The 25,612-nt window shown below is 67.6% G+C and carries 25 protein-coding genes; 7 read left to right on the top strand and 18 right to left on the bottom strand.

Annotated elements, in window-relative coordinates:
- Positions 1-90: 90 nt before the first annotated feature.
- The 10 genes from rpoE to GA0116996_RS09070 form a co-directional block, all read right to left on the bottom strand.
- A complete protein-coding gene (gene rpoE / locus GA0116996_RS09025; RefSeq protein ID WP_012353313.1) occupies positions 91-690 on the bottom strand; it encodes an RNA polymerase sigma factor RpoE in 600 nt (199 codons plus the stop codon).
- Between the two features lie 56 nt (positions 691-746).
- The gene (locus GA0116996_RS09030) at positions 747-1,343 is read right to left on the bottom strand and encodes a hypothetical protein (protein WP_244159787.1); all 597 of its coding nucleotides are present in this window, start codon (positions 1,341-1,343) and stop codon (positions 747-749) included.
- Positions 1,324-2,556, bottom strand: a complete 1,233-nt coding sequence (fabF, locus tag GA0116996_RS09035; RefSeq protein WP_092309612.1) for a beta-ketoacyl-ACP synthase II — start codon at positions 2,554-2,556, stop codon at positions 1,324-1,326. The genes GA0116996_RS09030 and fabF overlap by 20 nt, the downstream gene beginning before the upstream one ends.
- 190 nt (positions 2,557-2,746) lie before the next feature.
- Positions 2,747-2,986, bottom strand: a complete 240-nt coding sequence (gene acpP / locus GA0116996_RS09040) for an acyl carrier protein (protein WP_008644813.1) — start codon at positions 2,984-2,986, stop codon at positions 2,747-2,749.
- A 169-nt stretch (positions 2,987-3,155) separates the two neighbouring features.
- Positions 3,156-3,905 (bottom strand): 3-oxoacyl-ACP reductase FabG, encoded by a 750-nt coding sequence (gene fabG / locus GA0116996_RS09045; protein WP_092309615.1) that lies wholly within the window; start codon positions 3,903-3,905, stop codon positions 3,156-3,158.
- Between the two features lie 16 nt (positions 3,906-3,921).
- Entirely contained in the window at positions 3,922-4,851 is a 930-nt protein-coding gene (gene fabD / locus GA0116996_RS09050; protein ID WP_092309618.1) for an ACP S-malonyltransferase, read from the bottom strand.
- 83 nt (positions 4,852-4,934) lie between these two features.
- Positions 4,935-5,915 carry a beta-ketoacyl-ACP synthase III gene (locus tag GA0116996_RS09055; RefSeq protein ID WP_092309621.1) on the bottom strand — a complete coding sequence of 327 codons (981 nt, stop codon included), beginning with the start codon at positions 5,913-5,915 and terminating at the stop codon, positions 4,935-4,937.
- Between the two features lie 52 nt (positions 5,916-5,967).
- The gene (plsX, locus tag GA0116996_RS09060) at positions 5,968-7,047 is read right to left on the bottom strand and encodes a phosphate acyltransferase PlsX (protein ID WP_062800881.1); all 1,080 of its coding nucleotides are present in this window, start codon (positions 7,045-7,047) and stop codon (positions 5,968-5,970) included.
- Positions 7,048-7,212: 165 nt separating this feature from the next.
- A complete protein-coding gene (gene rpmF / locus GA0116996_RS09065; RefSeq protein WP_010814675.1) occupies positions 7,213-7,392 on the bottom strand; it encodes a 50S ribosomal protein L32 in 180 nt (59 codons plus the stop codon).
- Positions 7,393-7,511: 119 nt separating this feature from the next.
- A complete protein-coding gene (locus tag GA0116996_RS09070; RefSeq protein ID WP_092309624.1) occupies positions 7,512-8,102 on the bottom strand; it encodes a DUF177 domain-containing protein in 591 nt (196 codons plus the stop codon).
- 194 nt (positions 8,103-8,296) lie between these two features.
- On the opposite strand from GA0116996_RS09070, the gene GA0116996_RS09075 reads away from it, so the two are divergent.
- Both GA0116996_RS09075 and GA0116996_RS09080 read left to right on the top strand, forming a co-directional pair.
- Positions 8,297-8,896 carry a Maf-like protein gene (locus tag GA0116996_RS09075; protein WP_092309627.1) on the top strand — a complete coding sequence of 200 codons (600 nt, stop codon included), beginning with the start codon at positions 8,297-8,299 and terminating at the stop codon, positions 8,894-8,896.
- Between the two features lie 25 nt (positions 8,897-8,921).
- Positions 8,922-9,653, top strand: a complete 732-nt coding sequence (locus GA0116996_RS09080) for an SAM-dependent methyltransferase (RefSeq protein WP_092309629.1) — start codon at positions 8,922-8,924, stop codon at positions 9,651-9,653.
- Between the two features lie 74 nt (positions 9,654-9,727).
- On the opposite strand, the gene GA0116996_RS09085 is transcribed toward GA0116996_RS09080, so the two are convergent.
- The 4 genes from GA0116996_RS09085 to GA0116996_RS09100 are packed head-to-tail and all read right to left on the bottom strand — an operon-like array spanning position 9,728 to position 13,009.
- Entirely contained in the window at positions 9,728-10,906 is a 1,179-nt protein-coding gene (locus GA0116996_RS09085; protein WP_092309632.1) for a S49 family peptidase, read from the bottom strand.
- Positions 10,907-10,929: 23 nt separating this feature from the next.
- Positions 10,930-11,328 carry a Rieske (2Fe-2S) protein gene (locus GA0116996_RS09090; RefSeq protein WP_092309635.1) on the bottom strand — a complete coding sequence of 133 codons (399 nt, stop codon included), beginning with the start codon at positions 11,326-11,328 and terminating at the stop codon, positions 10,930-10,932.
- Positions 11,321-11,980 (bottom strand): HAD-IA family hydrolase, encoded by a 660-nt coding sequence (locus tag GA0116996_RS09095; protein ID WP_092309638.1) that lies wholly within the window; start codon positions 11,978-11,980, stop codon positions 11,321-11,323. Before GA0116996_RS09095 ends, GA0116996_RS09090 begins: the two co-directional genes overlap by 8 nt.
- 30 nt (positions 11,981-12,010) lie before the next feature.
- Positions 12,011-13,009, bottom strand: coding sequence for an RluA family pseudouridine synthase (locus tag GA0116996_RS09100; RefSeq protein ID WP_092309641.1), 999 nt, complete (start codon positions 13,007-13,009; stop codon positions 12,011-12,013).
- A 793-nt stretch (positions 13,010-13,802) separates the two neighbouring features.
- Between GA0116996_RS09100 and GA0116996_RS09105 the strand changes: the two genes are divergently transcribed.
- From GA0116996_RS09105 to GA0116996_RS09125, 5 genes are all read left to right on the top strand, one after another.
- Positions 13,803-16,931, top strand: coding sequence for an Rne/Rng family ribonuclease (locus GA0116996_RS09105; RefSeq protein ID WP_092309644.1), 3,129 nt, complete (start codon positions 13,803-13,805; stop codon positions 16,929-16,931).
- Positions 16,932-17,168: 237 nt separating this feature from the next.
- Positions 17,169-18,293 carry a GTP 3',8-cyclase MoaA gene (moaA, locus tag GA0116996_RS09110; protein ID WP_092309647.1) on the top strand — a complete coding sequence of 375 codons (1,125 nt, stop codon included), beginning with the start codon at positions 17,169-17,171 and terminating at the stop codon, positions 18,291-18,293.
- A gap of 20 nt (positions 18,294-18,313) precedes the next feature.
- Positions 18,314-18,913, top strand: a complete 600-nt coding sequence (mobA, locus tag GA0116996_RS09115; protein WP_092309650.1) for a molybdenum cofactor guanylyltransferase MobA — start codon at positions 18,314-18,316, stop codon at positions 18,911-18,913.
- Between the two features lie 36 nt (positions 18,914-18,949).
- The gene (gene moeA, locus GA0116996_RS09120; RefSeq protein ID WP_092309653.1) at positions 18,950-20,248 is read left to right on the top strand and encodes a molybdopterin molybdotransferase MoeA; all 1,299 of its coding nucleotides are present in this window, start codon (positions 18,950-18,952) and stop codon (positions 20,246-20,248) included.
- 193 nt (positions 20,249-20,441) lie between these two features.
- Positions 20,442-20,723 carry a hypothetical protein gene (locus GA0116996_RS09125; protein ID WP_018005172.1) on the top strand — a complete coding sequence of 94 codons (282 nt, stop codon included), beginning with the start codon at positions 20,442-20,444 and terminating at the stop codon, positions 20,721-20,723.
- A 76-nt stretch (positions 20,724-20,799) separates the two neighbouring features.
- On the opposite strand, the gene GA0116996_RS09130 is transcribed toward GA0116996_RS09125, so the two are convergent.
- The 4 genes from GA0116996_RS09130 to GA0116996_RS09145 all read right to left on the bottom strand — a co-directional run bounded on the left by GA0116996_RS09130 (position 20,800) and on the right by GA0116996_RS09145 (position 25,581).
- Entirely contained in the window at positions 20,800-22,308 is a 1,509-nt protein-coding gene (locus tag GA0116996_RS09130) for a DNA recombination protein RmuC (RefSeq protein WP_092309656.1), read from the bottom strand.
- A gap of 9 nt (positions 22,309-22,317) precedes the next feature.
- A complete protein-coding gene (locus tag GA0116996_RS09135; protein ID WP_092309659.1) occupies positions 22,318-23,313 on the bottom strand; it encodes a 2-hydroxyacid dehydrogenase in 996 nt (331 codons plus the stop codon).
- A 4-nt stretch (positions 23,314-23,317) separates the two neighbouring features.
- Positions 23,318-24,736 carry a sodium:proton antiporter gene (locus GA0116996_RS09140; protein WP_092309662.1) on the bottom strand — a complete coding sequence of 473 codons (1,419 nt, stop codon included), beginning with the start codon at positions 24,734-24,736 and terminating at the stop codon, positions 23,318-23,320.
- 158 nt (positions 24,737-24,894) lie between these two features.
- The gene (locus GA0116996_RS09145; protein ID WP_092309665.1) at positions 24,895-25,581 is read right to left on the bottom strand and encodes a LutC/YkgG family protein; all 687 of its coding nucleotides are present in this window, start codon (positions 25,579-25,581) and stop codon (positions 24,895-24,897) included.
- Between the last annotated feature and the right edge of the window lie 31 nt (positions 25,582-25,612).

Raw genomic sequence — 25,612 nt, forward strand, 5'->3', positions numbered from 1 at the left:
GATAATCCCGTTACTGCTGTCGCTTATCGATGCAGGAATAGGCTGCAACGCTGGCCGCACGACATTCTTCTCTACAACCTGAACCGCCACTTACCACCGCTTGCCCTCTGCCGTTCCCAGCAGCGGGCGCAATCGTTCGGCAATCGCCTCGCGCGCACGGAAGATCCGCGAGCGCACCGTGCCGATCGGGCATCCCATCGCTTCGGCGATTTCCTCGTAGCTGAGGCCCTCGATCTCGCGCAGCGTGATGGCGGTCCGCAATTCTTCCGGAAGTGCTTCCATCGCGCGGTTCACCGTCTCGGCGACTTGCCGCGTGTGGAGCATCGACTCCGGCGTATTGATATCCCTTAGTTGTTCACCGTCCGCAAAAGTTTCAGCCTCTTCCGCATCGATGTCGCTGGACGCTTCCGGGCGGCGGCCCTGGGTGGCCAGGTAGTTCTTGGCGGTGTTGACGGCAATCCGGTACAGCCACGTGTAGAAGGCCGACTCCCCGCGGAACTGGGGCAAGGCGCGGTATGCCTTGATGAAGGCATCCTGCGCCACATCCTCGACTTCAGCGGGATCCCTGACCAGGCGCGAAATCAGGCGAATGATCTTCCGATGGTATTTGGTCACCAGAAGTTCAAAGGCCCGCTTGTCGCCCTGCTGGACGCGTTCAACTAGGAGCTGATCGGCTTCGCGTTCGCTCACGTATGGCTCACCTGCAGTGTATCTCTTGGTTTGGTCGTCACGACAAACGTTGTATTTTACCTACGATTCTCAGCCCGCCCGGTGAAGCAACGCGCATCCTGTGACCGCAAGCTAACAAAATCGTTCCCTGAGCCGGTACCAGGTTGCACCCGCAGTGCAACTCGTGCGGACCGTCGCAGCCATCGCGCCAGTTCGGGGCCGGCTGCCTGCCAGGGGAGAAGAATGACGCCGGGCATGGCGGGGCCGCCCGGGGCAAGGCACACCACTGTGGCGCCGCCGATCTGCCAGCACTGCCGCACGATGGCCTCGCGCCGCGCACCGCCCGGTGCCTCCAGCCAGATACGCAGAGGTCCTTCGGCGTCGGCGTCCTGCACGGCAGTACAGGTCCAGCGCAGGCCGCGCCACCATGCCGGCCAAGCGCGCAGGGTCGCCACGGCGGCCAGCGCGAGGCCCGCGCCCGCGGCGAGGTGCCACCACGGGAATCCGGCCCGGCTGCCGGCGATGGCGTCGGCCAGCGTGCGCGCCAGCAGCGCGAGCGCCAGCAATTCGCCGGCACAAAACACGAACAGGGCCCACCCCAGCGGGTGGACCCTGCCATGGCGCAGCCCGGTGCGGGCCCGCCTCAACCACGGATCAGGCGCGGCGGAAAACAAGCGTGCCGTTGGTGCCGCCGAAACCGAAGTTGTTCTTCACCGCCACGTCGATCTTCATCTCGCGCGCCGTGTTGGCCACGTAGTCCAGGTCGCATTCGGGATCCTGGTTGTCGAGGTTGATCGTCGGGGGCGAGACCTGGTGGTGCAGCGCCAGCACGGTGAAGACCGATTCCAGGCCACCGGCGCCACCCAGCAGATGGCCGGTCATCGACTTGGTCGAGTTCACCACCATCTTGTAGGCCTGGTCGCCGAATGCCGCCTTGATCGCATCGGACTCGTTCTTGTCGCCCAGCGGCGTGGAGGTGCCGTGCGCGTTCAGGTAGTGCACCTGGTCGGTGTTGATGCCGGCATCCTTGAGCGCGTTGACCATGCAGCGGCGCGGGCCGTCCATGTTCGGTGCGGTCATGTGGTAGGCGTCGCCGCTCATGCCGAAGCCGATCAGCTCGGCATAGATGCGGGCGCCGCGCGCCTTGGCCGACTCGTACTCTTCCAGCATCATCACGCCGGCGCCCTCGCCCAGCACGAAGCCGTCGCGGTCCTTGTCCCACGGACGCGAGGCCGCCGCCGGATCGTCGTTGCGCGTCGACAGCGCGCGCGCGGCGGCGAATCCGCCGATGCCCAGCGGCGACACGGTCGATTCGGCACCGCCCGCGAGCATGGCGTCGGCATCGCCGGCCTGGATCAGGCGGGCGGCGAGGCCAATGCTGTGCAGGCCGGTGGTGCACGCCGTCACGGCTGCCAGGTTCGGGCCCTTGATGCCGTGGATGATCGACAGGTGGCCGGCGATCATGTTGATGATCGAGCCCGGCACGAAGAACGGCGAAATCCGGCGCGGACCCCGCTCGCTCAACACGGCATGGGTATCCTCGATCATCGGCAGGCCGCCGATGCCCGAGCCGACCAGCACGCCGATGCGCTCGGCATTGGCTTCGGTCACTTCCAGGCCGCTGTCCTTCAGCGCCTGCGTCCCGGCCGCGATGCCGAAATGGATAAACGTATCCATGTTCCGGGCTTCCTTGGCCGGGATGTAGTCCTCGGCATTGAAACCCTTCACCTCGCCGGCGAAGTGCACGGACAGCGCGGAGTGATCGAATTTGGTGATGGTGGCGATGCCGGACTTGCCGGCTACCAGGTTGGCCCAGCCTTCGGCAACCGTGTTTCCGACCGGAGACACAAGGCCAAGCCCAGTGACGACGACGCGACGACGGCTCACTATGTTTTCCTACGGGTGCGTGAAACGGGAACGGAACGCGGAGTTGCCCGCCGCCGGCCCAGCAGGCCGCGCGGCGAGGCTCATTCCATTCTGCTTCTTCGAACAGACGAAAGCCACAGAAAACAGCAAGGCGCGGCCGCAACGGCCCGCCCACCTGCCTTCTGTGGCTCGGAATGCAGAGACGACGGGCTTAGGCCTTGACGTGCGCGGTGGCGTAGTCGATAGCCTGTTGCACGGTCGTGATCTTTTCGGCTTCCTCATCAGGAATTTCCATGCCGAATTCATCTTCCAACGCCATCACGAGTTCAACCGTGTCCAGCGAGTCCGCACCGAGATCGTTCACGAACGAGGATTCGTTCTTGATGTCTGCCTCGGCCACGCCAAGCTGTTCTGCCACGATTTTCTTGACGCGTTGTTCGATATTGTCCATGTAACCCTCCAGGGAAGTTCGACAAAAAGTGGGCGCATTTTAGCAGGTTTGGGACAACAGAAATGCTGCCTGCCAAGCTTTGCAAGAATCGCGCCCGATTGGTTCGGAAAACTACGACTTCCGGCAGCTTCTTCGGGCTTCTTGGCCGAAAAACCACGCCAGAAAACCATTAATTCATGTACATACCGCCGTTCACATGCAGGGTGGTGCCGGTGATGTAGGCGGCTTGCGGACCGGCCAGGAAGGCGACCGCATTGGCGATATCCTCGGGCTGCCCGAGCCGGCCCAGCGGGATCTGCGTCTTGAGCGAAGCATGCTGCTCTTCGGACAGCGCCTTGGTCATGTCGGTATCGATAAAGCCCGGTGCGACGCAGTTGACGGTCACGTTGCGGCTGCCGATCTCGGCGGCCAGCGAGCGGGTCATGCCGGCCACGCCGGCCTTGGCCGCGGAGTAGTTCATCTGGCCGGGATTGCCGACCGAGCCCACCACCGAGGTGATGTTGATGATGCGGCCCTGGCGCGCCTTCATCATCGGGCGCAGCACCGCGCGCGACAGCCGGAACACCGAAGTCAGGTTGGTCTGGATCACGGCCAGCCAGTCCTCGTCCTTCATGCGCATCGCCAGCTGGTCCTGCGTGATGCCGGCATTGTTGACCAGCACGCCGATGCCGCCGTGGCTCTTGACGATCTCGTCGATGAGCGCATCGCAGGCAGCGGCGTCGTTGACGTTGAGCACGGCGCCCTTGCCCTTCAGGCCTTCGGCGCCGAGGTAGTCGGTGATGCCGGCCGCGCCGGCTTCGCTGGTCGCGGTGCCGATCACGGTGGCGCCCTGCCGGGCCAGTTCCAACGCGATGGCGCGGCCGATGCCGCGCGAGGCGCCGGTGACCAGCGCAACCTGGTTGTCGAGTAGTTTGGTCATGCGGTTGTCCTGTTGCTTACTTCAGCAATGCCAGCGTGTCCTGCAGCGAGGCCGGATCGAAGATCGCGCCGCCGCTCAGGTTGCCGTCGATGCGCTTGGTCATGCCGGCCAGCACCTTGCCCGGACCGCATTCGATCACGTGGGTGATGCCTTCGGCGGCCATCTTCTGCACGCACTCGACCCAGCGCACCGGCGCGGCGGCCTGGCGTACCAGCGCATCCTTGATCGCCTCCGGATCGTTGGCGATGGCGACGTCGACGTTGTTCACCAGCGGGATCGACGGCGCCGAAAAAGCCAGGCCGGCCATGCGCTCGCGCAGGCGGTCCGACGCCGGCTTGAGCAGCGACGAGTGGAACGGCGCCGACACCGGCAGCGGCAGCGCGCGCTTGGCGCCCTTGGCCTTGGCGATTTCGCAGGCCTTCTCGACCGCGCCCTTGTGGCCGGCGATCACCACCTGCGACGGCGCGTTGAAGTTGACGGCTTCGACCACGCCCGCGGCCGACGCTTCGGCGCACGCGGCGCGCACGTCGTCATCCGACAGACCCAGGATCGCGGCCATGCCGCCCTCGCCCACCGGCACGGCTTCCTGCATGGCCTGCGCGCGGAAACGCACCAGCGGTACGGCGTCGGCAAACGGAATCACGCCGGCGGCAACCAGCGCGGAGTACTCGCCCAGGCTGTGGCCAGCCACCAGTGCCGGCGCCGGGCCACCGGCATCGAGCCAGGCGCGGTAGATCGCCACGGCGGCGGTCAGCATCACCGGCTGCGTATTGGTGGTCAGGTTCAGTTCTTCGGCAGGGCCTTCGGCGATCAGGCGGCCCAGATCCTGGCCGAGCGCAACCGAGGCTTCTTCCACGGTGGCGCGCACCACGGCGTTGTCAGCGAAGGCATTGAGCATGCCGACCGACTGCGAACCCTGGCCGGGAAATACGAAAGCGAATTTCATCGGATGGAAACCCTAACAAGAAATCGGGGGCCGGCGCCGGGGCAGGTCGTGCCTGCGCGGCACGCCCCGGCACCGGCCGCGTATTACATGCGCAGCAGCACCGCGCCCCAGGTGAAGCCACCGCCCACGCCTTCCATCAGCACGGTGTGGCCCGGGCGGATGCGGCCGTCGCGCACGGCGACGTCCAGCGCCAGCGGGATCGAGGCGGCCGAGGTGTTGCCGTGCTCGTGCACGGTCGCGACCATGCGCTCGGCCGGCAAGCCCAGCTTCTTCGCCGTGCCTTGCATGATGCGGATATTGGCCTGGTGCGGAATCAGCCAGTCGACCTGGTCAGGCGACACGCTGGCGGCTTCCATCGCTTCGCGCGCCACCTTGTCCAGCACATTCACGGCAAGCTTGAACACTGCCTGGCCATCCATGTGCAGGAACGGGTTGCCGGTGATGTTGCCGCCGGCGACGTTGCCCGGCACGCACAGGATGTCGACATGGCTGCCGTCCGAATGCATGGCGCTGGACAGGATGCCCGGCTCGTCGGACGCCGACAGCACCACCGCACCGGCACCGTCGCCGAACAGCACGCAGGTGGTACGGTCGTTGAAGTCCAGGATGCGCGAGAACACTTCGGTGCCGATCACCAGCACGTTGCGGTGCGAGCCGCTGCGGATGAACTTGTCGGCGGTGGCCAGCGCGTAGACAAAGCCGGAGCACACCGCCTGCAGGTCGAAGGCCGGGCAATGGTTGGTGATGCCCAGCTTTTCCTGCACGATGCAGGCGGTGCTGGGGAACACGAAGTCCGGCGTCGAGGTGGCGACGATGATCAGGTCGATGTCCTGGCGGTCGATGCCAGCGGCCTCGATGGCCTGCTCGGCGGCCTTGACCGCCAGCGTGCTGCTGGTCACATCGGGCTCGGCCCAGTGCCGCGCCGAGATGCCGCTGCGCGAGACGATCCACTCGTCGCTGGTCTCGATACCCTTCTCGGCAAGCTGCGCGGCCAGGTCATGGTTGGTCACGCGCCGCGGAGGCAGGTAGCTCCCGGTACCGATGATTTTTGCGTACTTGGTCATGTATTGTCGGATCGTATGGCCCGCGGGCACCCTCGACCGGCGCGCGTGGCGCTCAGGCGACGTGGGGGCTGGGATGCGCGCCGGGCGCCTCTGTCTCCGGGGCGGGCTGGGCACCGCCCGCGGCGCTGGATTTATCGGCGAAAGCCCGGGTAATGCGGGCGATCACGCCATTCTTGGCGGCATCATACCCGCGTTTGATAGCCCACTCAAAAGAATGGGCATCGGCCGAGCCGTGACTCTTGATCACCAGCCCGCGCAGGCCCAGCAGCGACGCGCCGTTGTAGCGCGCCGGGTCGAGCCGCTTGGCCAGGCGCGACAGCACCGGCATGGCGACCGCGGCCAGCAGCTTGGTGAACCACGAGCGGGTGAATTCTTCCTTGATCATGCTGCCGATCATCTTGGCCAGTCCCTCGGTGCTCTTGAGCGCCACATTGCCGACGAAGCCGTCGCAGACCACGATGTCGGTGGTGCCCTTGAAGATGTCGTTGCCTTCCACGTTGCCGTAGAAATTCAGCTCCGAGGCGCGCAGCAGTTCGCCGGCGCGCTTGACCACCTCGTTGCCCTTGATGACTTCCTCGCCGATGTTGAGCAGGCCCACCGTGGGGTGTTCCTTGTGATCGACGACGGCCACCATGGCCTCGGCCATGCGCGCGAACTGCAGCAGGTGCTCGGGCTCGCAGTCGGCGTTGGCACCGAGGTCCAGCACCGTGGTGCCCCAGCCCTGCTCGTTGGGGATGGTGGTGGCGATGGCCGGCCGCTCGATGCCTTCGAGCGTCTTCAGCACGTAGCGCGATACCGCCATCAGCGCCCCGGTGTTGCCGGCGGAGATGCAGGCCCCAGCCAGGCCTTCCTTGACCTGGGTGACGGCAACGCGCATCGAGGAGTCGCGCTTCTTGCGCAGCGCCACCTCGACCGGGTCATCCATGGTGATGACCTCGGTGGCCTCGACGATGCTGACGCGCGGATGGTCCAGCGCGTGCAGCTTCTTCAGCTGCGCCCGGATGGCGTCGGGCAAGCCGACCAGCACCATCTCGGCATCATCGTGGCGGGAAAGAAAACTGATCGCCGCAGGCACCGTCACGGAAACTCCGTGATCGCCGCCCATGCAGTCGATAGCGATTTTGATCGTCATTGTTCCTGGTACGGATAGCGCGGCGGCGCACGCCACGCCCGGCGGGAATCCCGAGCGCCCAACAAAAAAGCGGCAACGATCTTGCCGCTTTTTTGTGTCTGACCGATTATTGTCCGACCCACAGGCATGCGCGAGCGAGACGCAACGTCACGCCTAGCGAAGCTATCAGTCGTTCTTGGTCTTGATGACCTTGCGACCACGGTAGTAGCCGTTCGGGCTCACGTGGTGGCGCAGGTGGGTTTCGCCGGTGGTCGGCTCGACTGCCAGCGGCGCGGCCGACAGGTGGTCGTGCGAACGGTGCATGCCGCGCTTGGACGGCGACTTCTTGTTCTGTTGAACAGCCATGATGACTCCTTCGAGAATTTTTCAATATTAACACACGCATCCCGCCCAAGGCGTAGCCGGGGCCCGGCCGGATGCTTCAGATTCACCTGCAAGACCCTGCAGGCCGCGCGCTGGCGGCTTCAGTGCCGGGTCTTCAGGCCGGCCAGCGCCGCGAAGGGCGAAGGCCGCTTTTCTTCCTCTGGCTCAGCTTCAGGCTGGGCCTCGCCGTCCGATCCGGTCACGAGGCTTTCGTGCACCGTCGGGCAGACGTCATGCTTGGGTGCCACCGGCAACGCCAGCAGCACTTCATCTTCAATCAGTTCCAGCAGCGAGAACCGCTTCGAGCCGGCGATCACGTCGACTTCGTCGTCGTCCATCGGCGCGGCGTCGGCCGCTTCTTCGCTTTCTACCACCTCGAAACGCGTCGCCGCATCGATCGGCTGGGCATAGGGCGCCAGGCAACGCTGGCAATCCAGCCACATCCGGCCCTGCACCGTCACGTCGAGGAACAGCCGCTGCGCCACCGGGGCGCCGGGCTCGGCCGCCTCCTCGCGCACGAAGCCGGTGGCCGTATAGGCGAAGGTCTCATCGGGTGCCGAGGCTGGCGCTTGCGCGGCGGTCTCGGCTAAGATGCGCGGCAAATCCCGCACCGCCACGTCGCCGGCCAGGCTTTCACCCTTTCGGCACATGGCGAAGAGGTCAAGCGCGCGCAGGTCGATCGGCTGGGTCATGTGCGTGGCTCCTGTCGCAAATCAATGACGGGTTCGCCACATTCCTTGCCTGACGGACTGCGGGCCGCGCACATTGGCGGCACTGCGCCCGGGTGCGGATGCGGCTAAACGCGCGATTATACGGTGTAAACCTACCCGAGGTCAAAGGCCTTGCTCCGGAAGCCACACGGCTTCCTGCCCTGATTCTATTACTTATGTCTCCAGACCCACGCCCCCGGCTTATTCTCGGCTCCGGCTCTCCCTACCGCCGCGAACTGCTGGAGCGGCTGCGCATTCCTTTCGAAGTCGCGGTGCCGGACATCGACGAGACCCCGCTGACCGGCGAAGCGCCCGAGGCCACCGCGCTGCGGCTGTCGCAGCGCAAGGCCGAGGCCATCGCGGCGCGCCACCCCGGCGCGCTGGTGATCGGCTCCGACCAGGTGCTGACGCTGGACGGCGCCCAGATGGGCAAGCCGGGCACGCATGACAACGCCGTGGCCCAGCTGCGCCGCATGCGTGGCCGCACTGCGACCTTTCACTCGGCACTGTGCCTGCTGGATTCCCGCACGGGGGCCGCGCAGCTGGCCGACGTGCAGACCCGCGTGACGATGCGCGATCTCAGCGACGCCGAAATCGAGACCTATCTGCAGCTGGAGCGCCCCTACGATGTGGCCGGCAGCGCCAAGTCCGAGGGACTCGGCATCACGCTGCTGGCGCGGGTCGAGTCCGACGATCCCACCGCGCTGGTCGGCCTGCCGCTGATCGCGCTGACCGGCATGCTGCGCCAGGCCGGCTACCCTCTCCTTTCCGCATGACCTGCACCCACCGCACCTACCCACGATGAGCGGCACCCTGTACCTGATCCCCAATACCCTCGGCAAGCGCGACGAAGCCGACCCGCTGGCCGACGTGATCCCGGCCGGCGTGCAGCAGGTCGCAGCCGGGCTGGACTACCTCGTCGCCGAGAACGCCAAGACCGCGCGCGCCTTCCTGAAAAAGCTGGGCGAAACAACGCCGCTGGCGCGCCCGATCCAGCAGATCGAGATCCAGGAACTGAATGTCAATACGCGCGCCGACGCCCTGGCGGCGCTGCTGGCGCCGCTGCAGGCCGGCCGCGACGGCGGCCTGCTATCAGAGGCCGGCGTGCCGGCGGTGGCCGACCCGGGTGCCGACCTGGTGCGGCTGGCGCATGCGCGCGGCATCCGCGTGCGGCCGCTGGTGGGTCCCAGTTCGATCCTGCTGGCGGTGATGGGCTCGGGCCTGAACGGCCAGAGCTTTGCCTTCAACGGCTACCTGCCGGTCGATGCCAACGAGCGCGCGCAGCGGCTGCGCGAACTGGAACAGCGCTCGCGCAAGGCCAGCCAGACTCAGGTCTTCATCGAAACGCCGTACCGCAACGGCGCGCTGCTGGAGGCCATGCGCCAGCACTGCGCCGGCACCACGCTGCTGTCCGTGGCGGTGGACCTGACCCTGCCCGGCGAGACCATCGTCACGCTGCCGCTGTCGGACTGGCGCCCGGAGCGGATCGCGCTGCACAAGCGCCCGGCGATCTTCTCGCTTCTCGCCCTATAAGGAGTAAACAGCGGGACAGCAAATGACAAAAGGGGCGTCCGCGCCCCTTTTTTCAATCGCTGCCGCGGCAGGCTTCAGCGCATGCCCTGCATGCCGGTGCTCCACAGCATGGTTTTCATCGCCGCGGCGCCCACGGCCGCGCCGAAGCGCTTGGCCACGCGTTCGGCGATGTTCTCCTTGACCGTGTAGTCGACGATGTCCTCGGCCTTGAACAGGTCGCGCGCGACATACTCGGCACTGCCCAGGCCGTCTGCCAGCCCCAGCGCGACGCTGCGCTCGCCCGACCAGAACAGGCCGGAGAACAGCTCCGGATCGTCCTTGAGCCGGTCGCCCCGGCCTTCCTTGACCACGTCGATGAACTGCTGGTGGATCTGCTTGAGCATGGCTTCGGCAAAGGCCTTCTGCTTCGGCACCTGCGGCGAGAACGGGTCGAGCATGCCCTTGTTGGCGCCCGAGGTGTAGAGCCGCCGTTCGACCCCCAGCTTGTCCATCAGCCCGGTAAAGCCAAAGCCGTCCATCAGCACGCCGATCGAGCCGACGATGCTGGCCTTGTCGACATAGATCTTGTCGGCCGCCGCCGCCACGTAATAGCCGCCGGAAGCACAGATTTCCTCGACCACCACATACAGCGGCTTGGACGGGTAGAGGCCGCGCAGGCGGTGGATCTCGTCGTTGATGATGCCTGCCTGCACGGGCGAGCCGCCGGGCGAATTGATCTTCAGGATCACGCCGGCGGCATTGCTGTCGGCAAAGGCCGCCTGCAGCGAGGCGTTGATCGCTTCGGCGCTTGCCGGCGTGCCGGCGGCGATTTCGCCTTCGAGCGTGACCATCGCGGTGTGGCGGCCCGAGGCGCTGATGGCGCCGTCACCCTTGAAGTCGAACACCGCGAACAGGATCAGCGCCAGCAGGCCCAGGGTCACCAGCCGGAAGAAGATGCGCCAGCGCCGCGCCGCGCGCTGTTCGCGCAGCGAGGCGGTCAGCACCTTTTCCAGCACATCGCGCTCCCAGCCGCCACCCACCTGCGCGCCGCCGGTGGCGCCGGCCAGGCGCGCCTTGCGCTCGCGCGCTTCGCGCCGCGCGGCGTCATCGCCCGCGCGAAGTTCGTCTTCCAGCGGGAACTCGGCGCGCGGCGCGGTCACTAGGCGCTCGGACTCGGGCACGGGGGCCGCGCCGGCCTCGCCGGCGGGCTTGCGCGGGTCCGGCTGCCCCGGTTCGTTAGGCTCATCCGAGGGCGGTTTCTGTTGTTCTGTCATGCAAATCGCTCGTGGAAATCGATTCAGGCGTCGCCGGAGGGCCCGGGCGCGCGGTACGGGGTCCGCGGCAGCCAGTAGACCTGGCCATCGCGTTCTTCGACCTGCAGCTTGGCCAGCGCGGCCCCGCGGCAGGGACCGCCAACGCACTCGCCGCTATCCGGCGCGTACACCGCGCCATGAGTGGCGCACATCAAGTATAGGCCCGAGGCATCGAAGAACCGGCCCTCCTGCCAGTCCAGCTCCATCGGCACGTGCGCGCACTGGTTCAGGTAGGCATGGGCAACGCCATCGAAACGCACCACAAAGGCACCGATCTCGCGCTGGTCGAGCGCCACCGAGAAGCGCACGCCGAGCCCGCCGTCCTGCAATGCCTCGGCGGCGCACAGCCGCACCGGCGCCTGGCCGGAGGCGGCGTCAGGCATGGGCCAGCAGCCACTCGGTCAGGTCCGGGATCGAACTGGCGCAGTGCACCGGCGCCATGGCGCGCAGCGACTCGGCCGGATGCGCCCCGTAACAGACCCCCAGGCCCTTGGCGCCGGCGTTGGCCGCCATCTGCAGGTCATGGGTGGTGTCGCCGATCATCACCGTGCGCGCCACGTCCTGGCCCAGTTCGCGCGTCAGTTCGTGCAGCATGGCCGGGTGCGGCTTGGAGAAGGTCTCGTCGGCACAGCGCGTGGCGTCGAACAGTGCGGTCAGGCCGCTGGCTGCGAGCGCGCGCTGCAGGCCAACGCGGGTCTTGCCGGTAGCCACGCCGAGAAAGTAGTGTTCCGCGCGCAGCGTCTCAAGCATTTCGCGCACGCCGTCGAACAGCACGAGGTCGGCGTCGCGGGTCAGGAAATGGTAGCGATAGCGCTCGGCCAGCCGCGGATAGTCGGCGGGATCCAGCGTCGGCACCGCATACGACAGCGCATCCTTCAGCCCCAGCCCGATCACGTGGCTGGCGGCGCTGTCGTCGGGCACCGGCAAGCCCAGGTCCCGGCTGGCGAGCTGGATGCACTTGGCGATGGTCGGGGTCGAGTCCATCAGCGTCCCGTCCCAGTCGAAAACGATCAGGTCAAACTGTTGCCTGGCCATGGAAGTCCTTGTGGCGTTTGAGGCACTACCCTACTCCGGGGCGTGCAGTTCTCGCAATTGTTGCAGGAATCCGACGCATTCGTCAGGCAGGGGCGCCTCCACGGACAGCGGCTCGCCGGTGGCCGGGTGGATAAACACCAGCCGGTGCGCGTGCAGGAACATGCGCTTGATGCCGGGCTTGGCCCCGGAACGCGCCAGCGACTTGTTCAGTGTGAAATCGCCATACTTCTCGTCGCCGACAATCGGGAAACCCGAATGCGCCAGATGGACGCGGATCTGGTGCGTGCGGCCGGTCTTCAGTTCGGCCTCCAGCAGCGTGAAACCCCGGAAGGCCTCGATCCGGTTGAACACGGTATGCGAGGCCAGGCCGTCGGCCTGGACCCGCACCCGGCGCTCCCCCTCCGGCGTGCTGTATTTATATAGCGGCAGCTTCACGTGCTGGCGGGCGTTCAGGAATTCGCCGGCGACGCAGGCGAAATAACGCTTGTCCATGGTGTTGCCGCGCATCTGCTCATGCAGGTGGACCAGCGCCGCGCGCTTCTTCGCCAGCACCAGGATGCCGGAAGTCTCGCGGTCCAGCCGGTGCACCAGTTCCAGGAACTTGGCCTGCGGCCGTGACCGGCGCAATTGCTCGATCACCCCGAAGGCGACGCCCGAGCCGCCATGCACGGCGACGCCGGCCGGCTTGTTGATGACCAGCAGGTGCGCATCCTCGAACAACACCGGGAATTCCCCGGCCGGCACGGACGCCCCGGATTGCGCCGCACTCGCCACCCGCATCGGCGGGATGCGCACCACATCGCCGGACTGGAGGCGATAAGTGGCGTCGATACGCCCTTTATTGACACGGACCTCGCCCGAACGGAGCACCCGGTAGATATGGCTCTTGGGTACCCCCTTGGCCACCTTCAACAGGAAGTTGTCGATGCGCTGGCCTTCGGAGCCTTCGTCAATCGTGACATACGCCACCTGGGGGCTGACCGGCGCAGCTTCGGCAGCCTTTTCAATTTGATGGCGTAACTCATTCATTTTCAATATAATTTCCTCGCTGTTCCGGCTCGTGGCCGGCAGCGCAAGACCTGTGTAAGCGATGGATCTTCGAGTTTTATTCGATTTTTCGCATTCTACACTTGGGGTTGCCGTCGACCCCGCCCGTCTCCCGCAATTCGCGTTACGCCAAGCGCCAGACGGGCAAATGGCAGCAAAAAGCAGCACGCACGGTGCCGCCGGCATGCAGGAAGTCGCCCAAAGGTGGCTTCGGCACGGGCAGGCGGTGACGTGGGAACTGAGTGTTCAGGTAAAACAGAATTTAAAGGCGGATGCCGCAGCCGGCATCCGCTTCGGTGAGAGAAGTCCCGCCCGCACCGGGAAACGGTGCCGGCCGGCAGGTTGACCTGCCGCCTGACTGGAAATTACCGGCGCCCGGTCGCAGAACTCCAAGAAGTAGTAGGTGCGCCCGCCAGGAGAAGTCAGGCAGCAACGGCAACCATGCCGTGTCCGAAAAATTTGCTCTTTGACGCGTCTAGGCCTTCCGCGGCCGGCCGCGATGCCGCCGGCGCTGGTTGCGCCGGCCCCAGCATCGCCTCCGGGATGGGAATGCGCCGGATGTCTGCGCAAGAGCAGCCTCCGGTGTTCTCTCCTGCCCTGCGGTCGTTACCCCGACGTCATCGCTCTCTTTCACCCGCGCCCAGCCGCTCGCATGTCTTGCGCAGCGGCGCTTTCCGGCAATTCTCGCGCCTCGCTCGCTCCCTCGCGTGCTCCATGGATCGCCGCGGACACCGCCCAGACGGTGCCACCCGCGACACTGGAGTGAGGTATTGCGATGAAACGCATGCTGTTCAACGCGACGCAACAGGAGGAATTGCGCGTCGCCATCGTCGACGGTCAGAAGCTGATCGATATCGACATCGAGACTGCCGGGCGCGAACAGCGCAAGGGCAACATCTACAAGGGTGTCATCACCCGCATCGAACCTTCGCTGGAAGCCTGCTTCGTCAATTACGGCGAAGAGCGCCACGGCTTCCTGCCGTTCAAGGAAGTCGCGCGCGCCTTCTTCAAGGAAGGCATCGACGTGCGCAACGCGCGCATCCAGGACGCCCTGCATGAAGGCCAGGAACTGATCGTCCAGGTCGAGAAGGAAGAGCGCGGCAACAAGGGCGCGGCCCTCACCACCTTCATCTCGCTGGCCGGCCGCTACCTGGTGCTGATGCCGAACAACCCGCGCGGCGGCGGCGTGTCGCGCCGCATCGAGGGCGAAGACCGCCAGGAACTGCGCGAGACCATGGCGCAGCTGACCGTGCCGGAAGGCATGAGCATCATCGCCCGCACCGCCGGCATCGGCCGCTCGGCCGAGGAACTGCAGTGGGACCTGAACTACCTGCTGCAACTGTGGAAGGCCATCGACGGCGCCGCCGGCGACAACAAGGCGCCGCTGCTGATCTACCTGGAATCCAGCCTGGTGATCCGCGCCATCCGCGACTATTTCCAGCCGGATATCGGCGAGATCCTGATCGACACCGACGAGATCTACGAACAGGCCCGCGCCTTCATGAGCGTGGTGATGCCTGACAACATGAACCGCGTGAAGAAGTACCGCGACGACGTACCCCTCTTCTCGCGCTTCCAGATCGAGCACCAGATCGAATCCGCGTACTCGCGCATGGTGATGCTGCCATCGGGCGGCGCCATCGTGATCGACCACACCGAGGCGCTGGTCTCGGTGGACGTGAACTCGGCGCGCGCCACCAAGGGCGCCGACATCGAGGAAACCGCGCTGCGCACCAACCTCGAGGCCGCCGACGAGATCGCCCGCCAGCTGCGCCTGCGCGACCTGGGCGGCCTGATCGTGATCGACTTCATCGACATGGAGTCGGGCAAGGCCCAGAAGGACGTGGAAACGCGCCTGAAGGACGCGCTGCGCCACGACCGCGCGCGCGTGCAGATGGGCAAGATCAGCCGCTTCGGCCTGATGGAGCTGTCGCGCCAGCGCCTGCGCCCGTCGCTGTCCGAGGGCTCGCACATCACCTGCCCGCGCTGCAACGGCACCGGCCATATCCGCGATACCGAATCGTCCGCCCTGCAGGTGCTGCGCATCATCCAGGAAGAGGCGATGAAGGAAAACACCGCCGCTATCCACTGCCAGGTGCCGGTGGAGGTTGCCGCCTTCCTGCTGAACGAGAAGCGCCAGGAAATCAACCTGATCGAGCTGCGCTTCAAGGTCAACGTGCTGCTGATTCCCAACAAGCACCTGGAGACGCCGCACTACAAGCTGGAGCGCCTGCGCCACGACGACCCGCGCCTGGAAGACAGCACCGCCAGCTACAAGATGGCCGAGGCCGCCGCCAAGGAACTGGAAGCCGACACCAGCTACAGCAGCCGCCGCAAGGAAGAAGCCAAGCCGCGCCAGGAAGCCGCGGTCAAGGGCATCACGCCCGAGCAGCCCGCCCCGGTCTCGGTGCCGCGCCCCGAGCGCGCCGCGCGCCCGGAAGCCGCTCCGGTGGCCCCGCCCGTGCCGGCCACCAAGCCGGTGGAAGCCGGCGGCTTTATCGCCTGGCTGAAGGGCCTGTTCGGCGCCCGTCCGGCCACCCCGCCGGTGGTGGAGCCGGCCAAGCCGGCTGCCGCCGCGGAAACCCGCAGCGCCGATGGCCGCCGTGAGCGCGGTCCGCGTGGCGAAGGCCGCGGCCAGCGTGGCGAGCGCGCAGAACGTGGCGAGCGTGGCGAACGCACCGAGCGCGGCGAACGTGGCGAGCGCGGCGAACGTGGCGAGCGCCAGGCACGCGGCCAGCGCGGTGAGCGTGGCGAACGCGCCGAGCGTGGCGAACGCCAGGCCGCGGAGCGCGCCGAGCAGCGCGAGGGCCGTGGCGAACGCCAGGGCCGCCAGCCGCGCCAGCAGGGTGAAGGCCAGGCCACGCCGGCCGTGGCGCGCCAGGCCGAGGCCGTGCCCGGCGAACGCGCCGAGGCGCGCCAGGAAGGCCGTCGCGACCGCAACCAGGAACGCCGCGAGCGCCAGCGCGAACGCCAGCGCGAGCGCAGCGAACTGCGCGAAGCCGAAGCCGGTGAAGCGCCGCAGCCGGAAGCCATCGCTGCCGCCCAGGCCCTGGGCGTGTTGCCCCAGGCCTTGACCGAAGACACCCAGGCGCGCGCCGACCTGCCGGAAGGCGCCGAAGGTGTCGCCGAGACCGCGGAGACCGCCGAGGGCGAGGAACGCCGCCGCCGCAACCGCCGTGGCCGCAACCGCTATCGCCGCGAACGCGACGAGTCGGTGCAAGGCGTGGCGGGTGAAGACGAAGGCGCCGCCGCCGAAGGCTTCGCCCCGGCCAGCGCCGAAAGCGGCGCGCCGGCCGAGCCTGCGCCGCAGGCGGCCGTCGCCGCGCAGGCCGCGACCGAACCCGTCGAAGCCATCCGCATCGCGGTGCCGGCAGACGTGACGCCGGCCCCGGCGGCGCAAGCCACCCCGGTGGTCCAGCCGGTGGCCGCGCCAGCTGCCGAACCTGCCGAAGCTGTCACGCCGGTGCCCGTGGCGGTGACCGAGGCCGTTGCTGCGGAAGCCGTCTCCGAGCCTGCGATCAGCGCGGCAGTCGAAACCGCTGCGCCGGTCGTGCCGGCCGCTGCCCCTGCCCCGGTACCCGCACCGGCGCCCGTGCCGGCACCGGTCGCGGCAACCGCTGCGGCGGCCGAGCCGGTCGTTTCGGTCCCGGCCCCTGCCCCGGCTACGGTCCCTGCCGCAGCGCCGGCGTCGCTGGAAAACCTGGAGCCGATGCTGGCCACCGCCGGCCTGCAATGGGTCCATACCGACAGCGACAAGCTGCGCTCGGCCCAGGAAGCCGCCGCCCGCATCGTGCCCGCCCCGCGCGTGCCGCGCGAGCGCAAGCCGCTGCCGCCGCTGCCCCAGGGCCCGATGATCCTGGTGGAAACCGGCAGCCGCGAAGTGCAGATGGCATCGCAGCAGTAAGCGGCGCCGCTGCGCTGCAGCCAAAGCAAGAAGGGGACGGCCTGGCCGTCCCCTTTTTTCATGGGCAAACGGGCGCGAGGCAAGCGCGGTGAATCCCCCTCATCACCGCGGGATGCGGATGCTCCGCCCCGGCCTCGGCTAGAATGGCAGCAGAATGCATCCGGTCCCCGAGCGCCCGCGCCACATCGCTTCTTGCGTTGCCGTCGCGCTCCCCGGACGCCGTGCCACCCACAGGCCATGACCGAATCCGTCATCCCGATTTTCGACCTGCGCGACCATCGCTACCGCTCGATGAAGCCCAGCATTCCAGGCGACCTGGTTGCGCCGACCGGCCTGGTGGCCGACCGCCGCGGCCGGCCGCTGCACGACCTGCGCATCTCGGTGACGGACCGCTGCAACTTCCGCTGCGTCTACTGCATGCCGAAGGAGGTGTTCGACAAGGACTACACCTTCCTGCCGCATTCCGAGCTGTTGAGCTTCGAGGAGATCGAGCGCACCGCACGCCTGTTCGTTGCCCACGGCGTCGAAAAGATCCGCCTGACCGGCGGCGAACCGCTGCTGCGCAAGAACATCGAGCATCTGGTCGAGATGCTGGCGAAGATCGAGACCATATCGGGCAAGCCGCTGGACCTGACCCTGACCACCAACGCCTCGCTGCTGGCACGCAAGGCGCGCGCGCTGCGCGACGCAGGCCTGACCCGGGTCAGCGTCAGCCTGGACGCGATCGACGATGCCACCTTCCGCCGCATGAATGACGTCGACTTCGCCGTCGCCGACGTGCTGCGCGGCATCGAAACCGCGCAGGCCGTGGGCCTGGCGCCGATCAAGGTCAACATGGTGGTCAAGCGCGGCACCAACGACCAGGAAATCGTGCCGGCGGCGCGCCACTTCCGCCATAGCGGCATCATCCTGCGCTTCATCGAGTTCATGGACGTCGGCGCCAGCAATCACTGGCAGATGGACGAAGTACTGCCGTCGGCCGAGGTGGTGAAGCGCATCGACGCCGAATTCCCGCTCGAGCCGGTGCAAGCCAACTATACCGGCGAGACCGCCGAACGCTGGCGCTACCGCGACGGCGCCGGCGAGATCGGCGTGATCTCCAGCGTCACCCACGCCTTCTGCGGCGACTGCAGCCGCATCCGGCTGTCCACCGAAGGCCGGCTCTACCTGTGCCTGTTCGCCACCGAGGGCTTCGACCTGCGCGCGCTGCTGCGCGGCGGCTACAGCGACCTGGAAATCTCCAACGCGATCGCCCAGGTATGGCAGGGCCGCACCGACAACTATTCCGAGCAGCGCAGCGACCCGTCCGTGCGCGCCAGGCGCGCCGAGCGCAAGATCGAGATGTCCTATATCGGCGGCTGAACCCGCCGCACAACCCATCCATGATTGCACGCGACGACATCACCGGCCTGATCCTCGCAGGCGGCAGGGGCAGCCGCATGGGCGGCACCGACAAGGGCCTGCAGCCGCTGCAGGGCACGCCGATGGCCATGCACACGATGATGCGGCTGACGCCCCAAGTGGGCGCGCTGATGATCAACGCCAACCGCAACCTGGCGGCCTATGAGTCCTTCGGCGTGCCGGTCTACACCGACAGCGTGCCCGACTTCGCCGGCCCGCTGGCCGGGATGCTGGCCGGCCTGGAACAGTGCAGCACCCCATGGATGGTGACGGCGCCGTGCGACTCGCCGTTCCTGCCGACCGACCTGGTGGCGCGCCTGGCGCAAGCGATCGAGGCCGAAGGCGCCGAGCTGGCGATCCCGGTCACGCTGGACCAGGACGGGCAGCGCCAGACCCAGCCGGTGTTCTGCCTGATGCCGGTCAGTGCGCTCGACAGCCTGGTGGCTTATCTTTCCGGGGGCGGCCGCAAGATCGAGACCTGGGCCGCCTCGCACCGGCTGGCCGAAGTGCTGTTCGACGACGCCGCGGCCTTTGCCAATATCAACACCCTGGACGAACTGCGCGCGCACGAAGCACGCTGAATCCCTGCCCCAGCCATCGCCGACCGCCGAGCCGCCATGCCATCGCTGCAATCCGTCATTTCCTGCCTGTCCGACTACGACCCCACCGCGCTGCCGGTGGACCAGGCCAACCGCATCATTGGCGAGGTGGTCGAGCCGGTACGCGGCATCGAGCAGCTGCCGATACGCAGCGCGCTGGACCGGGTGCTGGCCGAGGACATCGTCTCGACCATCGACGTGCCGGCGCATGACAACTCGGCGATGGACGGCTATGCCTTCCACGGTGCGGCCCTGGCCGCGGCGCAGACCGCCACGGTCGAGCTCGAGGTGATCGGCAGCGCGCTGGCGGGCGCTGCCGGCGCGCTGGCCCCCACCGCCGTGCAGGCGGTGCGCATCATGACCGGCGCGGTGATGCCGGCCGGCTGCGATACGGTGGTGCCGCAGGAATTTGTCGAAACCGTCGCCGGCGGCGCGCGCATCCGCTTTGCCGCGGACTGCGTCCGTATCGGCGACAACCGGCGCCTGCGCGGCGAAGACCTGGCCCGTGGCCAGGCGGCGCTGCAGGCGGGTCGGATCCTGCAGCCGGCCGACCTCGGCCTGCTGGCGTCGCTGGGCGTGGCCGAGGTGCGCGTGCGCAGGCGCCTGCGCGTGGCGTTCTTCTCCACCGGCGACGAGCTGCGCTCGATCGGCGAACCGCTCGACCCCGGCTGCGTCTACGACTCCAACCGCTACACGCTGCACGGCATGCTGCGCCGGATGAACGTGGACCTGCTCGACATGGGCGTGGTGCGCGACGATCCCGAGTCGCTCGAAGCCGCTTTCCGCACCGCCTGCGAGAGCGCCGACGCGGTCATCACCTCGGGCGGGGTCTCGGTCGGCGAGGCCGACTACACCAAGCAGATCATGGCGCGCCTGGGCGATGTCACGTTCTGGAAGATCGCCATGCGCCCGGGCCGGCCGATGGCCTTCGGGCGCATCCAGGCCGACGGCGCGGGCGCGCACTCGGCCCTGCTGTTCGGCCTGCCCGGCAATCCGGTGGCGGTGATGGTCACCTTCTACCATTTCGTGCGCGCGGCGCTGCACCGGCTGATGGGCGCGACGGTGCCGCCGCTGCCGCTGCTGCGCGTGCGCAGCGCGCAGGCGATCCGCAAGAAGCCGGGGCGCACCGAGTACCAGCGCGGCATCCTGGCGCGCGCCGGCGACGGCGAGTGGGAAGTGCGCATCACCGGCCAGCAGGGCTCCGGCGTGCTGCGCTCGATGAGCGAGGCCAACTGCTTTATCGTGCTTGGCCACCAGCAGGACTCGGTCAAGGCCGGCGACGCGGTCGAGGTAATGCTGTTCGACGGGCTGGTTTGAGCGGTACGGCGGGGGCCGCGGGCAACCATTCGCTACGCGATCGTAGCAATGTGTCGTTTTTGTGCTGCACATTTGCCGCCACGGCACCGTTGCCGCCGGGCTTTCGGCAGCCCCGCGGCCGCCGGGCTATGCTTGGCATCGGCCAATCGCTACACTTGGCGCACGATTCAGAAACATTCGAGTATCCCCCGTCATGAATCAGGAGATTGCGTACCTCCACCCCGTCAAGACCGCCCGCGCGCTGGTGCTGGTCTACCTGTGCTTCTCCCTGCCGATCGTGTCGCTGGGCCTGTTCGTCACCTTCGTCCGCTATGGTGACCTGCCGGCGATCACGGTCTTCAGCGCGATCATCCTCAATGCGCTGATCGGCTTCGGCCTGCTGTGGCTGGCTTGCAAGGCCTACAACTGGGTGGCCGCCCGCTTCGGCGGCATCGAAGTCCACGTGCGCGAGCTGTCTCCCGAAGAAGACCGCTGAACGGCCCCCTGCCGGTGCCGGCCGGGCGCCAGACCGGCCGCTTTTCCAGCTTTCCCCCGACACCTGCCCGGCCCGCTCAGGCCCGGCTGTTTTCCGCGTTATCGGTGCTTGCCACGCTTTCCGACGTGCCGTCCGCCGCCGCTTCCAGGCCGAGCCCGAGCAGCTGCTGCGCGGCTTCACCCGGCAGCGCTTCCACCGTGCGCAGCTTGCGCGCCATCTGCCGCGTGCGCACTTCCGCCTGCTCGATATTGCGCGCGGCGCGCTCGAGCGTATCGCGGGTCTTGGCCAGCACGTCGCCGAACTTGCCGAATTCGGTCTTGACGGCGCCCAGCACTTCCCACACCTCGCTCGAGCGCTTTTCCAGCGCCAGCGTGCGGAATCCCATCTGCAGGCTGTTCAGCAGCGCGGTCAGCGTGGTCGGGCCGGCCACGGTCACGCGATAGTCGCGCTGCAGCTGATCGGTCAGGCCAGGACGGCGCAGCACCTCGGCATAGAGCCCTTCGGTCGGCAGGAACAGGATGGCGAAGTCCGTGGTCTGCGGCGGCGCCAGGTATTTTTCAGCGATGGTCTGGGCTTCGCGCCGCAGTGCCGTTTCGAGTTCGCGGCCGAACGCCAGCACGCCGTCCGGATCGCCGCGCTCCTGTGCGTCGACCAGGCGCTCGTACTGTTCCTTGGGAAACTTGGCGTCGACCGGCAGCCAGACCGGCGCGTTGTCCGCGCCCGCCGCCTTGCCGGGCAGGCGGATGGCAAACTCCACGCGCGCGCCCGAGTTGCGCACGGTCTCGACGTTCTTGCCGTATTGCTCCGGCGTCAGCATCTGCTCCAGCAGCATCTCCAGCTGCACCTCGCCCCAGGTGCCGCGCGACTTGACGTTGGTCAGCACCTTCTTCAGGTCGCCCACGCCCTGTGCCAGCACCTGCATCTCGCCCAGGCCGCGATGCACCTGCTCGAGGCGGTCCGACACCAGCCGGAACGATTCGCCCAGCCGCTGCTCCAGCGTCGCGTGCAGCTTCTCGTCGACGGTGCGGCGCATTTCCTCGAGCTTGGCGGCATTGTTGGCTTCGATGTCCTGCAGCTTCTGCTCCAGCGTGGCGCGGACCTCGGCCAGGCGCCGCTCGTTGGCCTCGGACAGCTGCGCCAGCTGCTGCTGCAGGCCGTCGCCGAAGCGGCGCAGCGTGCCGGCCTGCTCGTCGCGCGCCTGCTGGGACTGCAGCATCAGGTGCTGGCGGACCTGTTCCAGTTGCTGGGTGTTGGTCTCGGTCAGCTTGGCCAGCTGCTGCGCGAAGGTGTCGATCTGGTTGTTCTGCAGGGTGGCGATGCCGGTCAGCTGCGACGACAGCGCCTGCTGGAAGCGCAGCATCTGCTGCGCCGACTCGCCGCGGCTGCCGCGCGCGGCCTCGGCCACCTCGGTGCGCACCTCGCGCTCCAGCCGCTCCATGCCGCGCGCGTGCTCCAGCCGCATCTCGTCGAGCTGCCGCGCCATGCCGGCGCCGGATGACCCGGCCTGCTGGCGCAGCAACACGATGACCAGCAGCACGACCGCGAGCAGCGCCGCGGCCAGCGTCAGGAACGGAATCAGGGTCATGCGAAAACCTCAGCGGCGATGCGCCATCACTTCAGGGTTGATCACGGTGGGCGGATGGCCGGCCTGCGGGCCCTGGTCGAGCGCCGCGATCAGGTTGTCGGCCGCAAGCATGGCCATGGCGCGGCGGGTTTTCTCGGACGCGCTGGCGATATGCGGCGTCAGTACGACGTTGGGCACCGTCAGCAGGTCCGGATGGACGGCCGGTTCGCCTTCGAACACATCCAGGCCGGCGCCGAAGATGCGCTTGTCGCGCAGTGCCTGTGCCAGCGCGGCATCGTCGACGATGCCGCCCCGCGCCAGGTTCACCAGCGTCGCGGTGGGCTTCATCAGCGCCAGCTCGGCGGCGCCGATGGCATGGTGGCTCTGGGGGCCGTACGGCAGCACCAGCAGCAGGTGGTCGGACTGGCGCAGCAGGTCTTCCTTGCTGACATAGCGGGCGTTGAGCGCACGCTCGGTCTCCGCCGGCAACTGGCTGCGGTTGTGGTACAGCACCTGCATGCCAAACCCTCCCGCACGCCGTGCCAGTGCCTGGCCGATGCGGCCCATGCCCAGGATGCCCACGGTGCTGCCGTACAGGTCCATGCCGACCAGCATGTCGTAGCTCCAGCGCTGCCACTTGCCGGCGCGCAGGTAGTGCTCGGCCTCGGTGACGCGGCGCGCGGTTGCCATCAGCAGGGCCCAGCCGAAATCGGCTGTGGTCTCCGTCAGCACATCCGGCGTATTGGTGGCGACGATGCCCGCGGCCGTCAGCGCCGGCAGGTCCAGGTTGTTGTAGCCGACCGCCATGTTGCACACCGCGCGCAGCGCCGGCAGCCCGGCGATGACGCCGGCGTCGATGCGGTCGGCGGCATTGGCCAGCACGCCGGCCTTGCCCGCCAGCCGCGCCTTCAGCGCGGCGGCGTCGAGCACCGCGTCCTGCTGGTTGTCGTCGACATCGAAATACTGCGCCAGGTGCGCGATGACTTCGGGATAGATGGCGCGGGTAACCAGGACGGACGGCTTCATGGCATCAGATATGGAAGAAGAGGAAGGTCATGATGACGAACAGCGGCATCAGGAAAATGCCCGAATACAGCATGTAGCCGAAAAAGCTCGGCATGCGCACGCCGCGGTTTTCGGCGATGGCCTTGACCATCAGGTTGGGCGCATTGCCAATATAGGTGTTGGCGCCCATGAACACCGCGCCGGCCGAGATCGCGGCCAGCGTCGAGGCATCGCGCGTCATCAGCGTGGCGGGGTCGCCACCGGCGGTATTGAAGAACACCAGGTAGGTCGGCGCGTTGTCGAGGAAGGACGACAGCACGCCGGTCGCCCAGAAATACATGCTGTCGACCGGCTGGCCGTTGGCGTCGCTGACCGCGCGGATCACTCCCGAGAAGGCACCGTCGGTACCCGCCTTCAGCATGGCGATGACCGGGATGATGGTCAGGAAGATGCCGGCGAACAGCTTGCCCACCTCGAGAATGGGCTCCCAGTTGAATTCATTGCCCACGCGCGCCGCCTGCGGCGTGACCAGCAGCGACACCACCGCCACCACTACCAGCAGTGCGTCGCGCACCGCGGCCTGCAGCGGCACCTCGGTGCCCATGAGGTCGAACGAGATCCCCGGCTTCCACAGCCCGCTCATCAGCACCAGGCAGACCACGGCCAGCAGCAGTACGAAGTTGAACTTGCCTTCGATCATGATGCTGCCCGAATCCGGGGTCGGATCGACCGGCAGTTGCTCTTCCTTGTTGCGGTAGTAGTGCCGGTCGACCAGGTAGAACACCAGCAGCAGCACCGCGCAGATAAAGAGCGTTTCCGGGAAGATGTTGCGCAGGGTCCAGAAGAAGTCGACGCCCTTCAGGAAGCCCAGGAACAGCGGCGGGTCGCCCAGCGGCGTCAGCGAGCCGCCGGCGTTGGCCACCAGGAAGATAAAGAACACCACCACGTGCGCCACGTGGCGGCGGTTGTCATTGGCGCGCAGCAGCGGCCGGATCAGCAGCATGGCCGCGCCGGTGGTGCCCATGAAGCTCGCCAGGAACGTGCCCAGCGCCAGGATGCCGGTATTGAGCCCGGGCGTGCCGTGCAGGTTGCCGCGCACGCAGATGCCACCGGCAACGATATAGAGCGTGGTGATCAGCGCGATGAACGGAATGTACTCGGCCAGCAGCGCGTGCACGGTGCTGACGGCGGCGGCATGCGCGCCGAACACGAACGCGAACGGCAGCAGGAACAGCAGCCCCCACCCGGCGGCGATCTTGCCGTAATGGTGGTGCCAGAACTTCGGCCCCAGCAGCGGCCACAGCGCGATCGACAGCAGGATGCCGGCAAAGGGCAGCCCCCACAGCGGCGACAGCGACGCCCCGTCGAGATCGGCGGCATGGCCTGCGGCGGGAAAGGCGGCCAGCATGGCCAGCAGTGGCAACAGCACGGGGGCACGTCGCATCAGGCAGGATCTCCTCGAACAATGCAGCGGTCATGGGCGCGCGCGGCGCGATGCCAAAGCGCGCGGGCAAGCCTGCAAGTGTAATGCAAGGCCCTGCCGCGCTTCCCCTTGCGGCGTGCATTTTCGGATTGCGGCGCGCCGGGTTCGCGCCACGCAGATCAGGCCGACTCGACCAGGATCACATGCACACGGTACGGGCCGTGGGCGCCCAGCACGATGGTCTGCTCGATATCGCCGGTGCGCGAGGGTCCGCTGATGATGTTGGTGGCGCGCGGAAGTTCGCCGCGCTCGCTGCGCACCAGCGCAAACGCATCTTCCAGCCCGGCGACGATGCGCGAGCGCGGCACCACCGCGACATGGGTCTCGGGCAGCAGCGCGGCCGAGGCGAAGGTGGCCGGGCCGGACAGCAGCATCAGCGAGCCGGTCTCGGCAATCGCGCAGAAGCAGCCGGTAATGCCGACCAGGTCGCCATGCTCGCGGTCGGCCACGGCATCGCGCACCGGCGGGCGGCACTCCACCGCCAGCCCTGCGTCCTGCCACGGCAAGCGGTCAAATTCATCCCACGCGACCGCGCGGCGCACCAGCCCCAAGCTGTCGAGATATCGCACCGTGGCGGCGGGCACGTCGGCCAGGGTCGCGACGCGGTCCACGGTCGAGGCCATGCGCTGCGCCTGCGCCAGGAAGGCTTCGGCCAGGTCGGGCGCGGCGGCCGGACGCGGGCCCTGCGGGTGGCGGGCCAGGTAATCGGCAACGGCGCCACGCTCGCCCGCGCTCGGCCGGGCCGCCCTGCCCTGGGCGGCTCGGATACGGGCAAAGATGCGGTCGCGGGCGTCGTTGGTTTCCATGGGGCCTGGCTTGGGGTGGCAGTGCGCAAAG

Origin of the sequence: Cupriavidus alkaliphilus, assembly GCF_900094595.1 — a bacterium.
Taxonomy (GTDB): Bacteria; Pseudomonadota; Gammaproteobacteria; order Burkholderiales; family Burkholderiaceae; genus Cupriavidus; species Cupriavidus alkaliphilus.

Coding starts and splice junctions, on each gene's coding strand:
- acpP (WP_008644813.1), bottom strand. CDS start 2,986: ATGGACAATATCGAACAACGCGTCAAGAAAATCGTGGCAGAACAGCTT.
- fabG (WP_092309615.1), bottom strand. CDS start 3,905: ATGACCAAACTACTCGACAACCAGGTTGCGCTGGTCACCGGCGCCTCG.
- fabD (WP_092309618.1), bottom strand. CDS start 4,851: ATGAAATTCGCTTTCGTATTTCCCGGCCAGGGTTCGCAGTCGGTCGGC.
- GA0116996_RS09055 (WP_092309621.1), bottom strand. CDS start 5,915: ATGACCAAGTACGCAAAAATCATCGGTACCGGGAGCTACCTGCCTCCG.
- plsX (WP_062800881.1), bottom strand. CDS start 7,047: ATGACGATCAAAATCGCTATCGACTGCATGGGCGGCGATCACGGAGTT.
- rpmF (WP_010814675.1), bottom strand. CDS start 7,392: ATGGCTGTTCAACAGAACAAGAAGTCGCCGTCCAAGCGCGGCATGCAC.
- GA0116996_RS09070 (WP_092309624.1), bottom strand. CDS start 8,102: ATGACCCAGCCGATCGACCTGCGCGCGCTTGACCTCTTCGCCATGTGC.
- GA0116996_RS09075 (WP_092309627.1), top strand. CDS start 8,297: ATGTCTCCAGACCCACGCCCCCGGCTTATTCTCGGCTCCGGCTCTCCC.
- GA0116996_RS09080 (WP_092309629.1), top strand. CDS start 8,922: ATGAGCGGCACCCTGTACCTGATCCCCAATACCCTCGGCAAGCGCGAC.
- GA0116996_RS09085 (WP_092309632.1), bottom strand. CDS start 10,906: ATGACAGAACAACAGAAACCGCCCTCGGATGAGCCTAACGAACCGGGG.
- GA0116996_RS09090 (WP_092309635.1), bottom strand. CDS start 11,328: ATGCCTGACGCCGCCTCCGGCCAGGCGCCGGTGCGGCTGTGCGCCGCC.
- GA0116996_RS09095 (WP_092309638.1), bottom strand. CDS start 11,980: ATGGCCAGGCAACAGTTTGACCTGATCGTTTTCGACTGGGACGGGACG.
- GA0116996_RS09100 (WP_092309641.1), bottom strand. CDS start 13,009: ATGAATGAGTTACGCCATCAAATTGAAAAGGCTGCCGAAGCTGCGCCG.
- GA0116996_RS09105 (WP_092309644.1), top strand. CDS start 13,803: ATGAAACGCATGCTGTTCAACGCGACGCAACAGGAGGAATTGCGCGTC.
- moaA (WP_092309647.1), top strand. CDS start 17,169: ATGACCGAATCCGTCATCCCGATTTTCGACCTGCGCGACCATCGCTAC.
- mobA (WP_092309650.1), top strand. CDS start 18,314: ATGATTGCACGCGACGACATCACCGGCCTGATCCTCGCAGGCGGCAGG.
- moeA (WP_092309653.1), top strand. CDS start 18,950: ATGCCATCGCTGCAATCCGTCATTTCCTGCCTGTCCGACTACGACCCC.
- GA0116996_RS09125 (WP_018005172.1), top strand. CDS start 20,442: ATGAATCAGGAGATTGCGTACCTCCACCCCGTCAAGACCGCCCGCGCG.
- GA0116996_RS09130 (WP_092309656.1), bottom strand. CDS start 22,308: ATGACCCTGATTCCGTTCCTGACGCTGGCCGCGGCGCTGCTCGCGGTC.
- GA0116996_RS09135 (WP_092309659.1), bottom strand. CDS start 23,313: ATGAAGCCGTCCGTCCTGGTTACCCGCGCCATCTATCCCGAAGTCATC.
- GA0116996_RS09140 (WP_092309662.1), bottom strand. CDS start 24,736: ATGCGACGTGCCCCCGTGCTGTTGCCACTGCTGGCCATGCTGGCCGCC.
- GA0116996_RS09145 (WP_092309665.1), bottom strand. CDS start 25,581: ATGGAAACCAACGACGCCCGCGACCGCATCTTTGCCCGTATCCGAGCC.